The organism is Gordonia sp. NPDC003429 (genome assembly GCF_053588575.1).
The window spans coordinates 40,964-54,887 of the sequence record NZ_JBSFQF010000005.1; the positions used below are offsets into that span (position 1 = coordinate 40,964).

General features: G+C 68.2%; 15 protein-coding genes. 9 read left to right on the top strand and 6 right to left on the bottom strand.

Annotated features, from left to right (window positions below; genetic code table 11):
* Nucleotides 1-3 precede the first annotated feature (3 nt).
* From guaB1 to ACWDSI_RS08135, 4 genes are all read right to left on the bottom strand, one after another.
* Nucleotides 4-1,437 carry a GMP reductase gene (gene guaB1, locus ACWDSI_RS08120; protein WP_449756242.1) on the bottom strand — a complete coding sequence of 478 codons (1,434 nt, stop codon included), beginning with the start codon at nt 1,435-1,437 and terminating at the stop codon, nt 4-6.
* 21 nt (nt 1,438-1,458) lie between these two features.
* Nucleotides 1,459-2,916 carry an NADP-dependent phosphogluconate dehydrogenase gene (gene gndA / locus ACWDSI_RS08125; RefSeq protein ID WP_449756243.1) on the bottom strand — a complete coding sequence of 486 codons (1,458 nt, stop codon included), beginning with the start codon at nt 2,914-2,916 and terminating at the stop codon, nt 1,459-1,461.
* 68 nt (nt 2,917-2,984) lie between these two features.
* Entirely contained in the window at nt 2,985-3,935 is a 951-nt protein-coding gene (locus tag ACWDSI_RS08130) for a M56 family metallopeptidase (protein WP_449756244.1), read from the bottom strand.
* 85 nt (nt 3,936-4,020) lie between these two features.
* Entirely contained in the window at nt 4,021-4,419 is a 399-nt protein-coding gene (locus tag ACWDSI_RS08135; RefSeq protein ID WP_449756245.1) for a BlaI/MecI/CopY family transcriptional regulator, read from the bottom strand.
* A gap of 250 nt (nt 4,420-4,669) precedes the next feature.
* Here ACWDSI_RS08135 and ACWDSI_RS08140 point away from each other — a divergent pair, with 250 nt between their 5' ends.
* The 8 genes from ACWDSI_RS08140 to ACWDSI_RS08175 all read left to right on the top strand — a co-directional run bounded on the left by ACWDSI_RS08140 (nt 4,670) and on the right by ACWDSI_RS08175 (nt 11,078).
* Nucleotides 4,670-5,107, top strand: a complete 438-nt coding sequence (locus ACWDSI_RS08140; protein WP_449747883.1) for a PaaI family thioesterase — start codon at nt 4,670-4,672, stop codon at nt 5,105-5,107.
* Nucleotides 5,104-6,354, top strand: coding sequence for a DUF6986 family protein (locus ACWDSI_RS08145; RefSeq protein WP_449747882.1), 1,251 nt, complete (start codon nt 5,104-5,106; stop codon nt 6,352-6,354). Before ACWDSI_RS08140 ends, ACWDSI_RS08145 begins: the two co-directional genes overlap by 4 nt.
* A gap of 135 nt (nt 6,355-6,489) precedes the next feature.
* Complete coding sequence (locus tag ACWDSI_RS08150) at nt 6,490-6,792, top strand: urease subunit gamma (RefSeq protein ID WP_449747881.1); 303 nt, start codon at nt 6,490-6,492, stop codon at nt 6,790-6,792.
* A gap of 65 nt (nt 6,793-6,857) precedes the next feature.
* Nucleotides 6,858-7,187 (top strand): urease subunit beta, encoded by a 330-nt coding sequence (locus ACWDSI_RS08155; protein WP_449756246.1) that lies wholly within the window; start codon nt 6,858-6,860, stop codon nt 7,185-7,187.
* A 1-nt stretch (nt 7,188) separates the two neighbouring features.
* Complete coding sequence (locus ACWDSI_RS08160; RefSeq protein WP_449756247.1) at nt 7,189-8,907, top strand: urease subunit alpha; 1,719 nt, start codon at nt 7,189-7,191, stop codon at nt 8,905-8,907.
* Between the two features lie 82 nt (nt 8,908-8,989).
* Nucleotides 8,990-9,610 (top strand): urease accessory protein UreF, encoded by a 621-nt coding sequence (locus ACWDSI_RS08165; RefSeq protein WP_449756335.1) that lies wholly within the window; start codon nt 8,990-8,992, stop codon nt 9,608-9,610.
* A 74-nt stretch (nt 9,611-9,684) separates the two neighbouring features.
* Entirely contained in the window at nt 9,685-10,371 is a 687-nt protein-coding gene (ureG, locus tag ACWDSI_RS08170; protein ID WP_449756248.1) for an urease accessory protein UreG, read from the top strand.
* Nucleotides 10,371-11,078 (top strand): urease accessory protein UreD, encoded by a 708-nt coding sequence (locus tag ACWDSI_RS08175; RefSeq protein WP_449756249.1) that lies wholly within the window; start codon nt 10,371-10,373, stop codon nt 11,076-11,078. The genes ureG and ACWDSI_RS08175 overlap by 1 nt, the downstream gene beginning before the upstream one ends.
* A gap of 16 nt (nt 11,079-11,094) precedes the next feature.
* On the opposite strand, the gene ACWDSI_RS08180 is transcribed toward ACWDSI_RS08175, so the two are convergent.
* Together ACWDSI_RS08180 and ACWDSI_RS08185 are read right to left on the bottom strand one after the other, a co-directional pair.
* On the bottom strand, nt 11,095-12,561 hold the full coding sequence (locus ACWDSI_RS08180) for an NAD(P)/FAD-dependent oxidoreductase (protein ID WP_449756250.1): 1,467 nt from the start codon (nt 12,559-12,561) through the stop codon (nt 11,095-11,097).
* Nucleotides 12,562-12,729: 168 nt separating this feature from the next.
* Nucleotides 12,730-13,308: a GNAT family N-acetyltransferase gene (locus ACWDSI_RS08185; RefSeq protein WP_449756251.1), complete on the bottom strand. Its 579-nt coding sequence runs from the start codon at nt 13,306-13,308 to the stop codon at nt 12,730-12,732.
* A 104-nt stretch (nt 13,309-13,412) separates the two neighbouring features.
* On the opposite strand from ACWDSI_RS08185, the gene ACWDSI_RS08190 reads away from it, so the two are divergent.
* A complete protein-coding gene (locus ACWDSI_RS08190) occupies nt 13,413-13,892 on the top strand; it encodes an acyl-CoA thioesterase (RefSeq protein WP_449756252.1) in 480 nt (159 codons plus the stop codon).
* Nucleotides 13,893-13,924: the final 32 nt, after the last annotated feature.

Genomic DNA, 13,924 nt, shown 5'->3' on the forward strand with positions numbered 1-13,924 from the left:
GACTCACCACCCGCCGGGCAGGGGACGGCCCTCGGCGAAACCGGCCGGCGACTGCACCCCGAGTAGCGCTTTGCCGTGCAGTTCGGCCAGCGATCGGGCGCCGGCGTAGGTGGCGGTGCTGCGTAGTCCGCCGCAGATGTGGTCGATGAGATCTTCCACGCTGGGGCGCTCGGGGTCGAGCCGGATACGCGAGCTGGAGATGCCCTCCTCGAACAGACTGCGGCGGGCACGCTCGTAGGCGCTGTCGTCGGCCGAACGGGCGGCCACCGCGCGTTTGGACGCCATCCCGAAACTCACCTTGTACGGTCCGTGCGCGTCGCGGCGCAGATCACCCGGCGACTCGTAGGTGCCGGCAAACCAGGAACCGATCATCACGTTCGAGGCGCCCGCCGCGATCGCCAGCGCCACATCACGCGGATGCCGCACACCGCCGTCGGCCCACACGTGGGCGCCGTGTTCACGTGCCGCCGAGGCGCATTCGGCCACCGCCGAGAACTGCGGCCGGCCCACTCCGGTCATCATCCGGGTGGTGCACATCGCGCCGGGCCCCACCCCGACCTTGACGATCGACGCGCCGGCCTTGATCAGATCGATCGTGCCGTCCGCGGAGACCACGTTGCCCGCGGCGATCGGCACCCCCGGGTTGCCGCCTGCCACCGCGTCGAGAGCGGCGAGCATCTTCTCCTGGTGGCCGTGGGCGGTGTCGATGACCACCACGTCCGCCCCCGCCTCCACGAGTGCGCGGGCCTTGCCGGCGACGTCGCCGTTGATGCCCACCGCGGCGGCCACCCGGAGCCGGTTGGCGCCGTCGACCGCGGGCCGGTAGATCCCGTGCCGCAGCGCGCCGATGCGGGTGAGCACACCGACGAGCACTCCGTCGTCGTCGACGAGCACCGCGAGATCGCGATGCAGATCGACGAGGGTGTCGAAGACCTCGCGTGGCGGGGTGCTCGCCGGCAGGGTGACGATCTCACTGTCGAGGACGTCGCGTACCCGGGTGAATTGATCGATCTCCTGACATGCCTGCTCGGTGACCACCCCGACCGGTACCCGGTCGACTACGACCACTGCGGCGCCGTGCGCACGTTTGGGGATCAATGCCAGGGCGTGGGCCACCGAATCGTCGGGTGTCAGGGTCACCGGGGTGTCGGCGACGAGGTGGCGTGACTTGACGAAGGCGATGGAGTCCGCGGCCGCGCCGATCGGCAGATCCTGGGGGAGTACCGCCAGACCGCCGCGCCGGGCCACGGTTTCGGCCATCCGCCGACCTGCGACGGCGGTCATGTTGGCCACCACCACCGGAATCGTGGTGCCGGATCCGTCGGTGGTGGCGATGTCGACGTCGAATCGCGACGTCACTTCGGAACGGTTGGGTACGACGAATACGTCGTCGTAGGTGAGGTCATGGACCGGGCGGTGGCCCTCGATGAATCGCATACTCCGGTTCGTGACTCCTGGCTATGCCTCGACCTCGGAGCGGTCCTGACCCCAGAGGGTGTGGAAAGTGCCCTCCTTGTCGGTGCGCTGGTAGGTGTGCGCGCCGAAGAAGTCACGCAGTCCCTGCGTCAGGGCAGCCGGTAGCCGTTCGCTGCGCAAGCCATCGTAGTAGGAGAGCGACGAGGCGAAAGCCGGCGCCGGAACCCCGGTGAGAGTGGCTGTCGACACCACCCGGCGCCAACTGTCCAGGCATCCTTCGACCGCGTCGCGGAAATACGGCGCGAGCAGCAGACTGGGCAGGTCGGCGTTCTCCGCGTAGGCGTCGCGGATCCGGTTGAGGAATTTGGCCCGGATGATGCAGCCGCCGCGCCAGATGGTCGCCAGGGCGCCGGGGTCGACGTTCCAGTCGTACTCCTTGCTGCCGGCACTGATCTGGTCGAAGCCCTGGGCGTAGGCCACCATCTTGGAGGCGTAGAGCGCACGGCGGATGTCCTCGACGAACTGTTTCTTGTCGGTGGGCGGGTCGGCCAGGTCGCCGGACGCGAGTCCCTGCGCGGCCGCGCGCTGATCGGCCGCGCTCGACAGTGCGCGAGCGAACACGGCCTCGGCGATGCCGGTGACGGGGATGCCGAGGTCGAGGGCCGATTTTACCGTCCACCGGCCGGTGCCCTTCTGGCCCGCCTGGTCCACGATGACGTCGACCAGCGGTTTGCCGGTGTCGGCGTCCACCTGGGCGAGCACTTGCGCGGTGATCTCGACGAGATAGCTCTCGAGTTCGCCCTTGTTCCACTCGGCGAACACCTCGGCAATCTCGGCCGGGGCCATGCCGAGGGACCGTCGCATCAGGTCGTAGGCCTCACCGATGAGCTGCATGTCGGCGTACTCGATGCCGTTGTGCACCATCTTCACGAAGTGACCGCTGCCGTCGGGGCCGATGTGCGTACAGCACGGTTCACCGTCGACGTGGGCGGAGATCTTCTCGAGCATGGGGCCGAGGGACTCGTAGGAGACGGCGGGTCCACCCGGCATGATCGACGGGCCGTTGAGTGCGCCCTCCTCGCCGCCGGAGATTCCCGCGCCGACGAAGTTCAGGCCGCGATCGGCCATCGCGGCCTCACGTCGGATGGTGTCGGTGAAGAGGGAGTTCCCGCCGTCGATGATGATGTCACCCTCCTCCATCACCGCGGCCAGTTCCTCGATGACGGCGTCGGTGGGGTCCCCAGCCTTCACCATGATCAACACCCGGCGCGGCTTCTCCAATGCGTCGACGAACTCCTGCATGGTCTCGGTGCGGATGAAATCGCCTTCGCTGCCGTGGTTTTCGAGCAACGCGTCGGTCTTGGCGATCGAGCGATTGTGCAGCGCGACGGTGTACCCCTTGTGCGCGAAATTGCGGGCGATGTTCGAACCCATCACGGCCAGGCCGGTGACCCCGATCTGTGCCTTCGACGACGTGGACGGTGTGGCGGCGTTTGTCATGTCCCCAAGCCTATTGCCTCGACGCGATCGGTGGCTGTCTGGTGGCCGTACCTCGTCGTCGGGCGGGTTCAGGCGGCCGACACCAGCCGGCCGAGTTCGGTGAGCCAGGGGATGGCCACGGCCAGGGTGGGCACCACCAGAATGGCCACCGCGGCCGTGTAGGCGCACAGCGCCATCCACCGCGGGGGCCGCCCGTACCGCAGCCGGTGCACGCGAGTGAGGGTGGTCGGCCCGCCGACCGCCATGGCCCCGCGTGGCGCCACCGCGTCGGCGCAGGCCACCAGCGCGCGTCCCAGCGTGGTGGGAGCGGTGGCGCGGACGGCCTGATCATCGGCGAGGGCCTCGACGAGGAGTTGCACCGAGCCCAGCGCCGAACTGCTGCGGACCACCCGCGGAAACGCTTCGTGCAGCGCGATGAACGCCTCGAGGACCAGATCGTGCCGAGCCCGCAGATGCGCGCGCTCGTGGGCGATGACTGCGACGAGTTCGTCGCGCGTGAGCCGGGACACCACCCCCTCGCTGAGCACCACCCGCTGCCGAAGGCCGGGTAGGCAGTAGGCGAGAGGTTGCTGCACGTCGATCATCCGGATGTCGCGTCCGAACAGGGGATTCGACTCGTCGGAGCGGTCGCAGCGGTCGAGGATGTCGATGAGATCGCGGTGCATCGCGCGGCGGGCGCGGGTACGTACACCCACCCGTACCAGGGTGAAGATCAGCCGGGCGCCGATCAGCAGGGTCAGGGCGAAAACGCCGACGTAGATGCTCCAGAGGCCGAGTCCCAGTCGTTCGATCTCGCGCAACGGGCTGGTGGTCGGTGCGCCGTCGGCACCCGGTGACAGCAGATTGGCGGCAATGGCAAGCCCGCAACTGAATGCGGAGAGCACCGCGGCCAACGTGATCGCCTGCCACAACATCATCGCCCCGCGCGGCGCCCGGACCGGCCACCGGGCACGCGACAACGCCTCGGGTGCGGGGCCGACGAGCACCAGGGTGAGGATGCCGAAGAGCAGGGCGGTCATCGTGGGCAGAGCAGGGCGGTCATCGTGGGCTGTCCTAGCGGTGTTGCTGTGTTCGTGCGGTGTTGCTGTGCTTCTCGGTGGAAATCTATCCGGATTCGTGCGGCGCGCGAGCGGTTTCGAGCTCATCGAGCGCTTGTCGCAGCGCGGCGGCTTCGTCGGCGCCGACCCGGCCGACGAACGACACCAGCGCCGCATGACGCGATCCGGGTGCGTCGGCCTCGCTCAGCGCGTCGACCATCAGCGAGGCCACCAGGTCTTCTCGCGGACGGGTGGGAATGTACTTGTGCGCCCGATCCTCCCGGATCTGGGTCACCAGGTTCTTCTTCGCGAGCCGCTGCAGCACGGTCATCACCGTGGTGTAGGCAAGGGATCGATCGCGGGAGAGCGTGGCATGTACCTGACGCACGGTCTGCGGCGTCGGACTCGACCACAGCGCGTCCATGACGGCGCGCTCCAGGTCTCCCAATCCGTTCATCTTTCGCATTTTACTGCCGACTCTCCTCTTTGCCGCGACATGGTGAAGCCCGGTTGCAGACAACCCTTGACAACGTTGGTAAGGCTAGCCTACATTCATCTCACGTTGGACCGCGCGAGAGTCCTGAGGGCTGCAGAGACCCCCGGTCCACGCGACGATAGGCCTTACATCTCAACGAGATGTGGGGCCTATCGGTTCCTCGGGCACTTCACCGAGGTCCGACTCTCCCGAAGAATCGGATCGTGAGAATCTGGTTGCCATGACATTGGACACCGACGCATTCATCAAATACGTCTCCGGCAAGGGGCTCGACGGTGCACTCGGACTCGAATTGCAGGAGGTCGGCGCGGACTCGGTGGTGGCGACCCTCGTGCTCGAGCCGAAGCATCACCAGCCCTTCGGCATCGTGCACGGTGGTGTCTACTGCGCCATCGGCGAGAGCGTCGCGAGCATGAGCGCTGCCGCCTGGCTGGCGCATACGGGTCTGGGCGGGACCGCCGTCGGCGTCAACAACAACACCGATTTCCTGAAATCGGTCGGCACCGGAACGATCACCGCGCGCTCCACCCCCATCCACCGCGGCCGGCGACAGCAGCTCTGGCTGGTCGAGATGACCGACCAGGACGGTCGCGCGCTGGCCCGCACCCAGGTGCGGTTGCAGAACGTGGAGATCCCCGCCGGCGCGCCGCAGGCATGAGCGGACACCACCGTGGCCTCGGCGCCGACACCAGGCGGGCGGTTGACGAGATCCTGACGTCGGTCGATCGGGATCTCGACCGGCTGTTCCCCGGTGACCGGCAGGCCGCGCAGCCGGCGCACACCGTGTACGTGAGCGCCGCCGACGTCGACGAACAGACCCCGCAGCGGTGGGGTGAGAAGGCGACGGCGATCGCTCACGACGCGACCGCGGTGCTGGCCGACCTGGCCCCGGCCGACGTGCGCGGGATTGTGCTGGATCGGCTGACCTCGAATCCGATCGAGGATCTGCGCATCGACCTCGAGGACGGATACGGATGGCGTCCGGATGTCACCGAGGACGCCGACGCCCGCCGCGCCGGGCGGGTGCTGGCCGCATGGGTCGCCGACCGTCCGCACGCACCCCGGATGGCCGGTGTACGAGCCAAAGGCCTCGGCGCGGCCGAACGATCCCGCGGCCTGCGCACACTCGAACTGGTGCTCGACGCAGCAGGCGGGGTGCCCGACGGCTTCGTCTTCACCGTGCCCAAGTTGCGCGATGCACGTCAGGTCGACGCGGTCAATCTGATCTGCGCCGAGTTCGAACGCGTCCACGGCATCGCCGAGGGTTCGTTGCGGTTCGAACTCCAGGTCGAGATCCCGCAGGCGGTGCTCGGCCCGGACGGCCGCGCCACCGTCGCCGATGCCCTGCACCGGGGCGCACCGCGCGTGTCCGGGCTGCATTACGGCACCTACGACTACAGCGCGGCCTGCGGGATCGTCTCGGCGCAGCAGTCGCTGGCGCATCCCGTGGCCGATCACGCCAAGGCCGTGATGCAGGCCGCAGCCGCGCAGACCGGGGTATGGATCAGCGACGGTTCGACCCAGGTGATGCCCACCGGCGACGCCGATCAGGTGGCTGCCGCGCTCACCCGCCACCACGCCTTGGTGCTGCGCTCGCTGGAGCGGGGCTATTACCAGGGATGGGACATGCACCCGGGCCATCTGGTGACGCGTTGGCTCGCGGTGACGGGGTTCTTCCGCTCGGCGATGCCGACCGCGGCCGCCCGGCTGCAGGGCTACTTCGAGCGACGCTCGGGTGACGTGGTCGACGAGCCGGCCACCGCCATGTCGCTGGCGCTGGTCGTTGCCCGCGGGCTGGCCGCCGGTGCGTTCACTTCCGACGAGGTAACCGACGTCGCCCCGCTGTGCACCGCACAACGCCTGGCCGCGCTGCGCGCCACCGGCGGTGCGCTGATCTCCGAGTGACGTGCCGGGTGCGGTGGCCGGGTATGCCGAGTCCGGGTTCTTCGGCGCGCCGCACTCGCCCGACCGTGGCAGGATGACGACACCACCTTCACCTTCGTGGTGTTGTGCCACACCGGTCCCGACAGAGAGGTTGTCGTGCGTCTGTCGCCGCATGAACAGGAACGGTTGCTGATCTCTTATGCCGCCGAACTCGCACGTCGGCGGCAGGGTCGCGGACTCAAACTCAACCATCCCGAGGCCGTCGCCATCATCACCGATCACGTGCTCGAAGGCGCGCGAGACGGGCGCTCGGTTGCCGAGTTGATGGCGTCGGGCCGTGAGGTGCTCGCCCGCGACGACGTGATGACGGGGGTGCCCGAAATGCTGCACGACGTCCAGGTGGAGGCGACCTTCCCGGACGGCACCAAGCTCGTCACCGTGCACCATCCCATCGGTTGAGGGCCCGGCCCACGCCCAACCCCGACCGAGAGCCCCAACCGCGACCGTGAGCACGAGAGGTTCCCATGTCCGAGAGCAGTCATGCGGTGATCCCCGGTGAGGTGATCGCCGCCGAGGGCACCATCGAACTCAACGCGGGTGCCGATGCGGTGACGCTGAGTGTCATCAATTCCGGCGACCGGCCGGTGCAGGTGGGCAGCCACGTGCATTTCCCGCAGGCCAACGCCGCACTGGACTTCGACCGCGCCGCCGCACGCGGCCGCAGGCTCGACATCCCGGCGGGCACCGCCGTGCGGTTCGAGCCGGGAATCGAGATGACGGTGACGCTCGTACCGCTCGGCGGCACCCGCGAGGTGTACGGAATCTCGCTCGACGCGCCGGGAAGGATCGACTGACATGGCATTGCTGGGACGCGACCGCTACGCCGAACTCTTCGGCCCCACCACCGGCGACCTGATCCGCCTCGCCGACACCGACCTGCTCATCGAGGTCACCGAAGACCGTTGCGGCGGACCGGGTCTGGCCGGCGAGGAAGCGGTATTCGGCGGCGGCAAGGTGATCCGCGAATCGATGGGACAAAGCCGCGCCACCCGCGCCGACGGTGCCCCGGACACCGTGATCACCGGTGTGGTGGTGCTTGATCACTGGGGAATCATCAAGGCCGACTTGGGTATTCGTGACGGACGCATCGTCGCGATGGGCAAGGCGGGCAACCCCGACACCATGGACGGTATCCATCCCGACCTGGTGATCGGCCCGTCCACGGAGATCATCGCGGGTAACGGAAAGATCGTCACCGCCGGCGGGATCGACTGCCACGTGCATTTCATCTGCCCGCAGATCATGGACGAGGCGCTCGGCAACGGCATCACCACCCTGATCGGCGGCGGCACCGGACCCGCCGAGGGCAGCAAGGCCACCACGGTGACCCCCGGTGCGTGGCACCTGGCATCGATTCTGGCCGCCACCGACGGGTGGCCGATGAACATCGCGCTGCTGGGTAAGGGCAACACCGTCAGTGCCGAGGCCATGCACGAACAGATCCGTGCGGGTGCTTCGGGTTTCAAGCTCCATGAGGACTGGGGTTCCACCCCGGCGGCCATCGACGCATGCCTGCGCGTCGCCGACGAGACCGGGGTGCAGGTGGCGCTGCACTCCGACACCCTCAACGAGGCCGGATTCGTCGAACAGACGCTGGGTGCGATCGCCGGGCGCAGTATCCACGCCTACCACACCGAAGGTGCCGGTGGCGGGCACGCGCCGGACATCATCACCGTCGCCTCGGCCCCCAACGTGCTGCCGAGTTCCACCAACCCCACCCGTCCGCACACCGTCAACACACTCGGCGAGCATCTCGACATGCTGATGGTGTGCCATCACCTCAACCCGACGGTCCCCGAGGATCTCGCGTTCGCCGAAAGCCGGATTCGGCCGTCGACCATCGCCGCCGAGGACCTCCTGCACGATCTCGGTGCGATTTCGATGATCGGCTCCGACTCGCAGGCGATGGGCCGCATCGGCGAGGTGGTGCTACGCACCTGGCAGACCGCTCACGTGATGAAACGCAAACGGGGCGCGCTGGCCGGCGACGGTCGCGCCGACAACCTGCGTGCGCGTCGCTACGTCGCGAAATACACGATCTGCCCGGCGATCGCGCACGGCTTCGACGGCGAGATCGGTTCGGTGGAGGAGGGCAAACTCGCCGACCTGGTGCTGTGGGACCCGGCATTCTTCGGCGTCCGGCCCGAACTCGTCATCAAGGGCGGGGCGATCGCGTGGGCGGCGATGGGCGATGCCAACGCCTCGATTCCCACGCCGCAACCGGTGCTCCCGCGGCCGATGTTCGGGGCGGCGCCGAAGGTCGCTGCCGCCACCTCGGTCAGCTTCGTGGCACCCGGCTGTGATGCCGATCTGGCCGACCGGCTCGGTATCGAACGGCGGTTGCTGCCGGTCACCGACACCCGTGGGATCAGCAAGGCGGACATGACCAACAACGACGCCCGGCCCGAGATCACGGTGGACCCCGACACTTTCACGGTGACCGTCGACGGTGAGGTGTGGGACGCCCCGCCGGTGTCGGAACTGCCGATGGCACAACGGTATTTCCTGTTCTGACATCGCAATGACCCCTGATCCGAACATTCCGGACGAGCCGAGCGCCCCGGGCGCCGCGCCGTATGCCGGCGCGCCACTGGCGATGATGCTGACGCTGGCCGATTCCCGGCTACCGGTCGGCGGGCACGTCCACTCCGGTGGGGTGGAGCAGGCGATTGCCGATGGATTCGTTCGCGGGGTCGACGATCTCGCCGCGTATCTGCATCGTCGTGTCACCACCACCGGCCTCGTCGCGGCGTCGATCGCGGCGGCGGTTGCCGACGGTGCACTCGACGTGACCCCCGCGCAGGCCGAGACCGACGCGCGAACACCGTCCGCGGCGGCCCGCAAGGCGTCGCTCACGCAAGGACGCGGAATGCTGCGGCTCGCCAAAAAGATGTGGCCACAACAGGATTGGTCCCCACACACGCCGACCACCCACCTTCCGGTGATCTCCGGCGCGGTGGGTCGGGCAAGCGGATTGTCGGGTTTCCACACCGCGCTGGTCCTCGTGTACACCACGATGAGCGGGTCGGCGACCGCCGGTCAGCGGCTCCTCGCCCTCGACCCGGCCGACGTGGCCCTGATGATCGCCGATCTCGGCGCCGAATGTGAACACGTCGCCGCCGCGGCCGCGGTGGAACTCGCCGACCTGTCCGATCCCGTGCTCGATGTGTTCGCCGAACGCCATGAGCGACAACCGATGCCGCTGTTCATGTCCTGATCGCCCAGTCCTGAACACCTAGTCCTGAACACCCTTGTCTTGACCACAGCAGTCGTCCACCCGAGAGGAATCCGATGCCACCCCATCTGATCGACGGTCAACCCCACAGCCACGACCATCACCGACCCCGCCGCACCCGTGAACTGGGGGAGGCCCTGCGAATCGGTGTGGGCGGCCCCGTCGGCTCCGGGAAGACCGCCCTGGTGGCGGCGCTGTGCCGTCAGCTACGCGACGAACTGTCGGTGGCAGTGCTCACCAACGACATCTACACGACCGAGGACGCCGACTTCCTGCGGCGCAACGCCGTGCTGCCCGACGAGCGCATCACCGCGGTGCAGACCGGGGGGTGTCCGCACACCGCCATCCGCGACGACATCACCGCCAACCTCGACGCCATTGACGACCTGGTGGCGGCCAACCCACCGCTCGATCTGATCCTGGTGGAGTCCGGCGGCGACAACCTGACCGCCACCTTCTCCACCGGGCTCATCGACGTGCAGATCTTCGTCATCGACGTCGCCGGCGGCGACAAGGTCCCGCGCAAGGGCGGCCCGGGAGTGACCTACTCGGATCTGCTGGTGATCAACAAGACCGACCTCGCCGAGCGCGTCAACGCCGACCTCGACGTGATGCGCCGCGACGCCGAACGTGTCCGCGCCGGCAGGCCGACCGCGATGATCTCGCTGACCGACGATCCCGCGGCCACCGACGTCCTGACGTGGGTGCGCGCGCAACTGTCCGATGCCGCGGTGACCGCCTAGTGCGGACTCGCGTCGAGATCGTCGCCACCGCGGACCGGTCGCTGCGGCACCAGGCCACGGGAGGCCTGTCGGTGCGTCAGACCGGCCGGACCGCGGCGCACCTCATCGGCACCGCGGCCACACCGCTCGGGGGAGACGAGATCGACATCAGGGTGATCGTCGAGCCGGGCGCGTTCCTCACCCTGAGCACCGTGGCGGCCACGATCGCGCTGCCGTCGCGCGACCGTGCCGACTCCCGGGCCCGGTGGCGCATCGAGGTGGCCGACGGCGGGCGGCTTCATCTCGACCCGCAGCCCACCGTGGTGGCCGGCGGTGCCGACCATCAGTCCGCGATCGTCGCCTCGGTCGGAGTGGACGCCGCCGTCGTGATCGCCGAACACGTCCAGATCGGGCGATCATCGGCGTATCGGGACAAGGACCTGCGCGGCTGCTGGTCGGGGACCCTGCGGGTCGACGTCGCCGAGCGGCCCGTGCTCCGGCATCGGATGGCACTCGGGGTGGGATCCACCGCCTACCCCGCCGGCCATCACGCCGCGAGCAGCGTGTTCCGGTACCCCGACGATCGTATCGGTCACGTCGACCCGGATGCGTTCGCGGCCCGACTCGCCCTCGCCGACGGCGCCTCGCTCACCACGGCGCTCGCCGACGTCGTCGCACGGACACGACAGCTGTGTGACGAGATGGACCTCGCCGGCCTGACCGTGTGAGCGACAACCGGTAGCGTCAGCTGGCCTCGGCTTCGGCCTCGCTCGTCTCGGATTCCTTCGCGCCGGCATCCTTGGCGTCGTCTGCGCCCGCCGACTCGGCCTCCACCTCCGGAATCGACTTGTTCTCGATCTGGGCGAGCTGGCCGAGTGCGGTGCGGGCATAGACCTGCTGCTCGGTCACCGCGAGTTGGGTGCGGCCGCGAGTGCTGAACGCGAAGAACCAGTTGATGAGGGTGTTGAGGCGATTGCGGAAGCCCACCATGTACACCAGGTGTAGTGCGAGCCATCCCAGCCACGCGAAGTAACCCTCGGTCTCGAACTTCTTCTTCGTCCCGGGAATCGGCACCTGCATGACCGCGCTGAACCGCGAGATCGTGGCCATCGAGCCCTTGTCCCAGTAGCTGAACGGCTTGCGCTGATCCGGGGTCTGGCCGTGCTTGAGCTCGGCCTTGATCGCGTCGGCCGCGTAGCGCCCGCCCTGGATGGCGCCCTGGGCCACACCCGGCACGCCGTCGACCGCCATCATGTCGCCCACCACGAACACGTCGGGATGTCCCGGGATCGACAAGTCGGGGAGCACCTTCACGCGGCCTGCCCGGTCGAGTTCCACGTCGGACTGCTCGGCGAGCTGTTTGCCCAGCCCGCTGGCCTGGACGCCGGCCGACCACACCTTGCACTGCGATTCGATCCGCCGGGTGGTGCCGTCCTTCTCCTTGACCACCAGGCCGTCGTAGTCGACGTCGATGACCATCGCGTTGAGCTGGATCTCCACGCCCAGCTTCTCGAGTCGTGCCGCGGCCTTACGGCCCAGCTTCTCGCCGAAAGGTGGCAGGACGGCCGGCGCGGCATCGAGGAGGATGACCCGGGCTTCGGTCGGATCGATGTTGCGGAACGCGCCCTTGAGGGTCTTGTCGCTCATCTCGGCGATCTGACCGGCCAATTCGACGCCGGTGGGGCCCGCCCCGACGACGACGAAGGTGAGCAGCTTCGCCCGCTCGGCCGGGTCGTCGGACAGTTCGGCCTGCTCGAAGGCGCCGAGGATGCGGCCACGCAACTCGAGTGCATGGTCGATGGTCTTCATGCCGGGCGCGTACTCGGCGAACTGGTCGTTGCCGAAGTACGACTGGTCGGCGCCGGCGGCGATGATCAGTTTGTCGAACGACGTCACCGTGATGCGTTCGAGCAGTCGCGATGTGACCGTCTGTGCGGTCAGGTCGATGGTGGTGACGTCACCCATCAGGACCTGGATGTTTTTCTGCTTGCGCAGGACCACGCGCGTCGCGGGTGCGATCTCGCCTTCGGCGATGATGCCCGTCGCGACCTGATAGAGCATCGGCTGGAACAGGTGATGGGTGGTTCGCGCGATCAGCGTGATGTCGACCGGTGTCTTGGCCAGGCGCTGTGCGGCGAACAGTCCGCCGAACCCCGAGCCGATGATCACGACGTGCGGCCGGGCGGGCGTTGTCGGAGCGGGGCTGCTCATCCGGAAACCTCTCCTCATTACATTCGGGCGGCGCAAACGCGCACACCGCCTACCGTAGTCAATGTTCGACCATAGGTCGCGGTGAGCTTCGGCATGGCCCACCGATGCCCGAAATGCGGCAGTCGGACGTCGTCGACACGTGCGCCGGGCCGGTGTCGGGCGGTCGGGTCAGGCGGTCAGATCGGCCGGGCGCGACCGCTGCGGATACCACCGCAACGCCACCGAGTTCCAATTGGCCCGGAGCAACTCGTATTCGAGTTCGACGTCGACGCCCCTCATCGCAGTAGCAGGCGAGGACGCGCGCATGTCGAGCTTCTCCATGACGCGACGCGACGCGGTGTTGGCGATCGTGGTACTCGCGAACACACGCTCGGCGTTCAGATCCTCGAAGGCGAGAGTGAGGACGGCGCGCGCTGCCTCGGTGGCCAGACCGCGCCCCCAGGTCTCGCGTCGCAGCCGGTAACTCAGTTCCATCTCGGGCCGGTGACTGTGACGCGGTGCCCGTAACGCCACCCAGCCCAGAAAGGCCTGGTATCGCTGGTCGATGGCCACCCACATACCGCCCCGGCCGGTGCGCAGCTCGCTCTGCGCGCGGGGAACCACCCACTCGGCGATCTCGGATGGTGGAGTGGGCTCACCGCCGTTGACGAACCGCATCACCGCCGGGTCGCTGTCGAGGTACACAAGATCGTCGACGTCGCGCAGATCCACCGGCCGAAGCCGCATCCGCCGAGTCTCTACGATCACTGATCCCCCATACTTTTCCCGGGTGAGTCTACGTTTCGCTGCCTGCGACCGGGCGTATTCGGCGCCACGCGTGTCGTGTCGGGACCGGGGGATAGGCTGCCACCGTGTCCGATGAGAACGTGCCCGCCGTTTCTGGGTCCACCGAGTCTGGCCCCACCGAGTCTGGCCCCACCGAGATCTTGGTTCAACTCCGTTGGGCGGACATGGACATCAACGGCCACGTCAACAATGTGCAATACGCCCGGTTGTTCGAGGAGGGCAGGGTGCGGGCGTTCACGCAGTGGTTCGGGGACGGCCGTCGCCTGCCGATTCTGTTGGCCCGCCAGGACATCGAGTTCCGCGCCATGATCGAGACCACCCGGGACCCGGTGCGCGTGCGTGTCGGGGTGAGCCGGCTGGGCACGTCGTCGTTCGTCGTCGCGGCCACGTGTGTCGACTCCGCGGAGCGGACCTGCGCCATCGCGGAGACCACGATGATCTTGGTCGATTCGCAGACGAATCGTCCGACCCCGATCGGCGAGGATCGCCGCACGGTGCTCGAGCGCCACCTCGTGCCGCCCGTTTCCTTCCACCGGCCCGGCTGACCGGCAGCCGGCATCGTTTTCGACCGAACGGA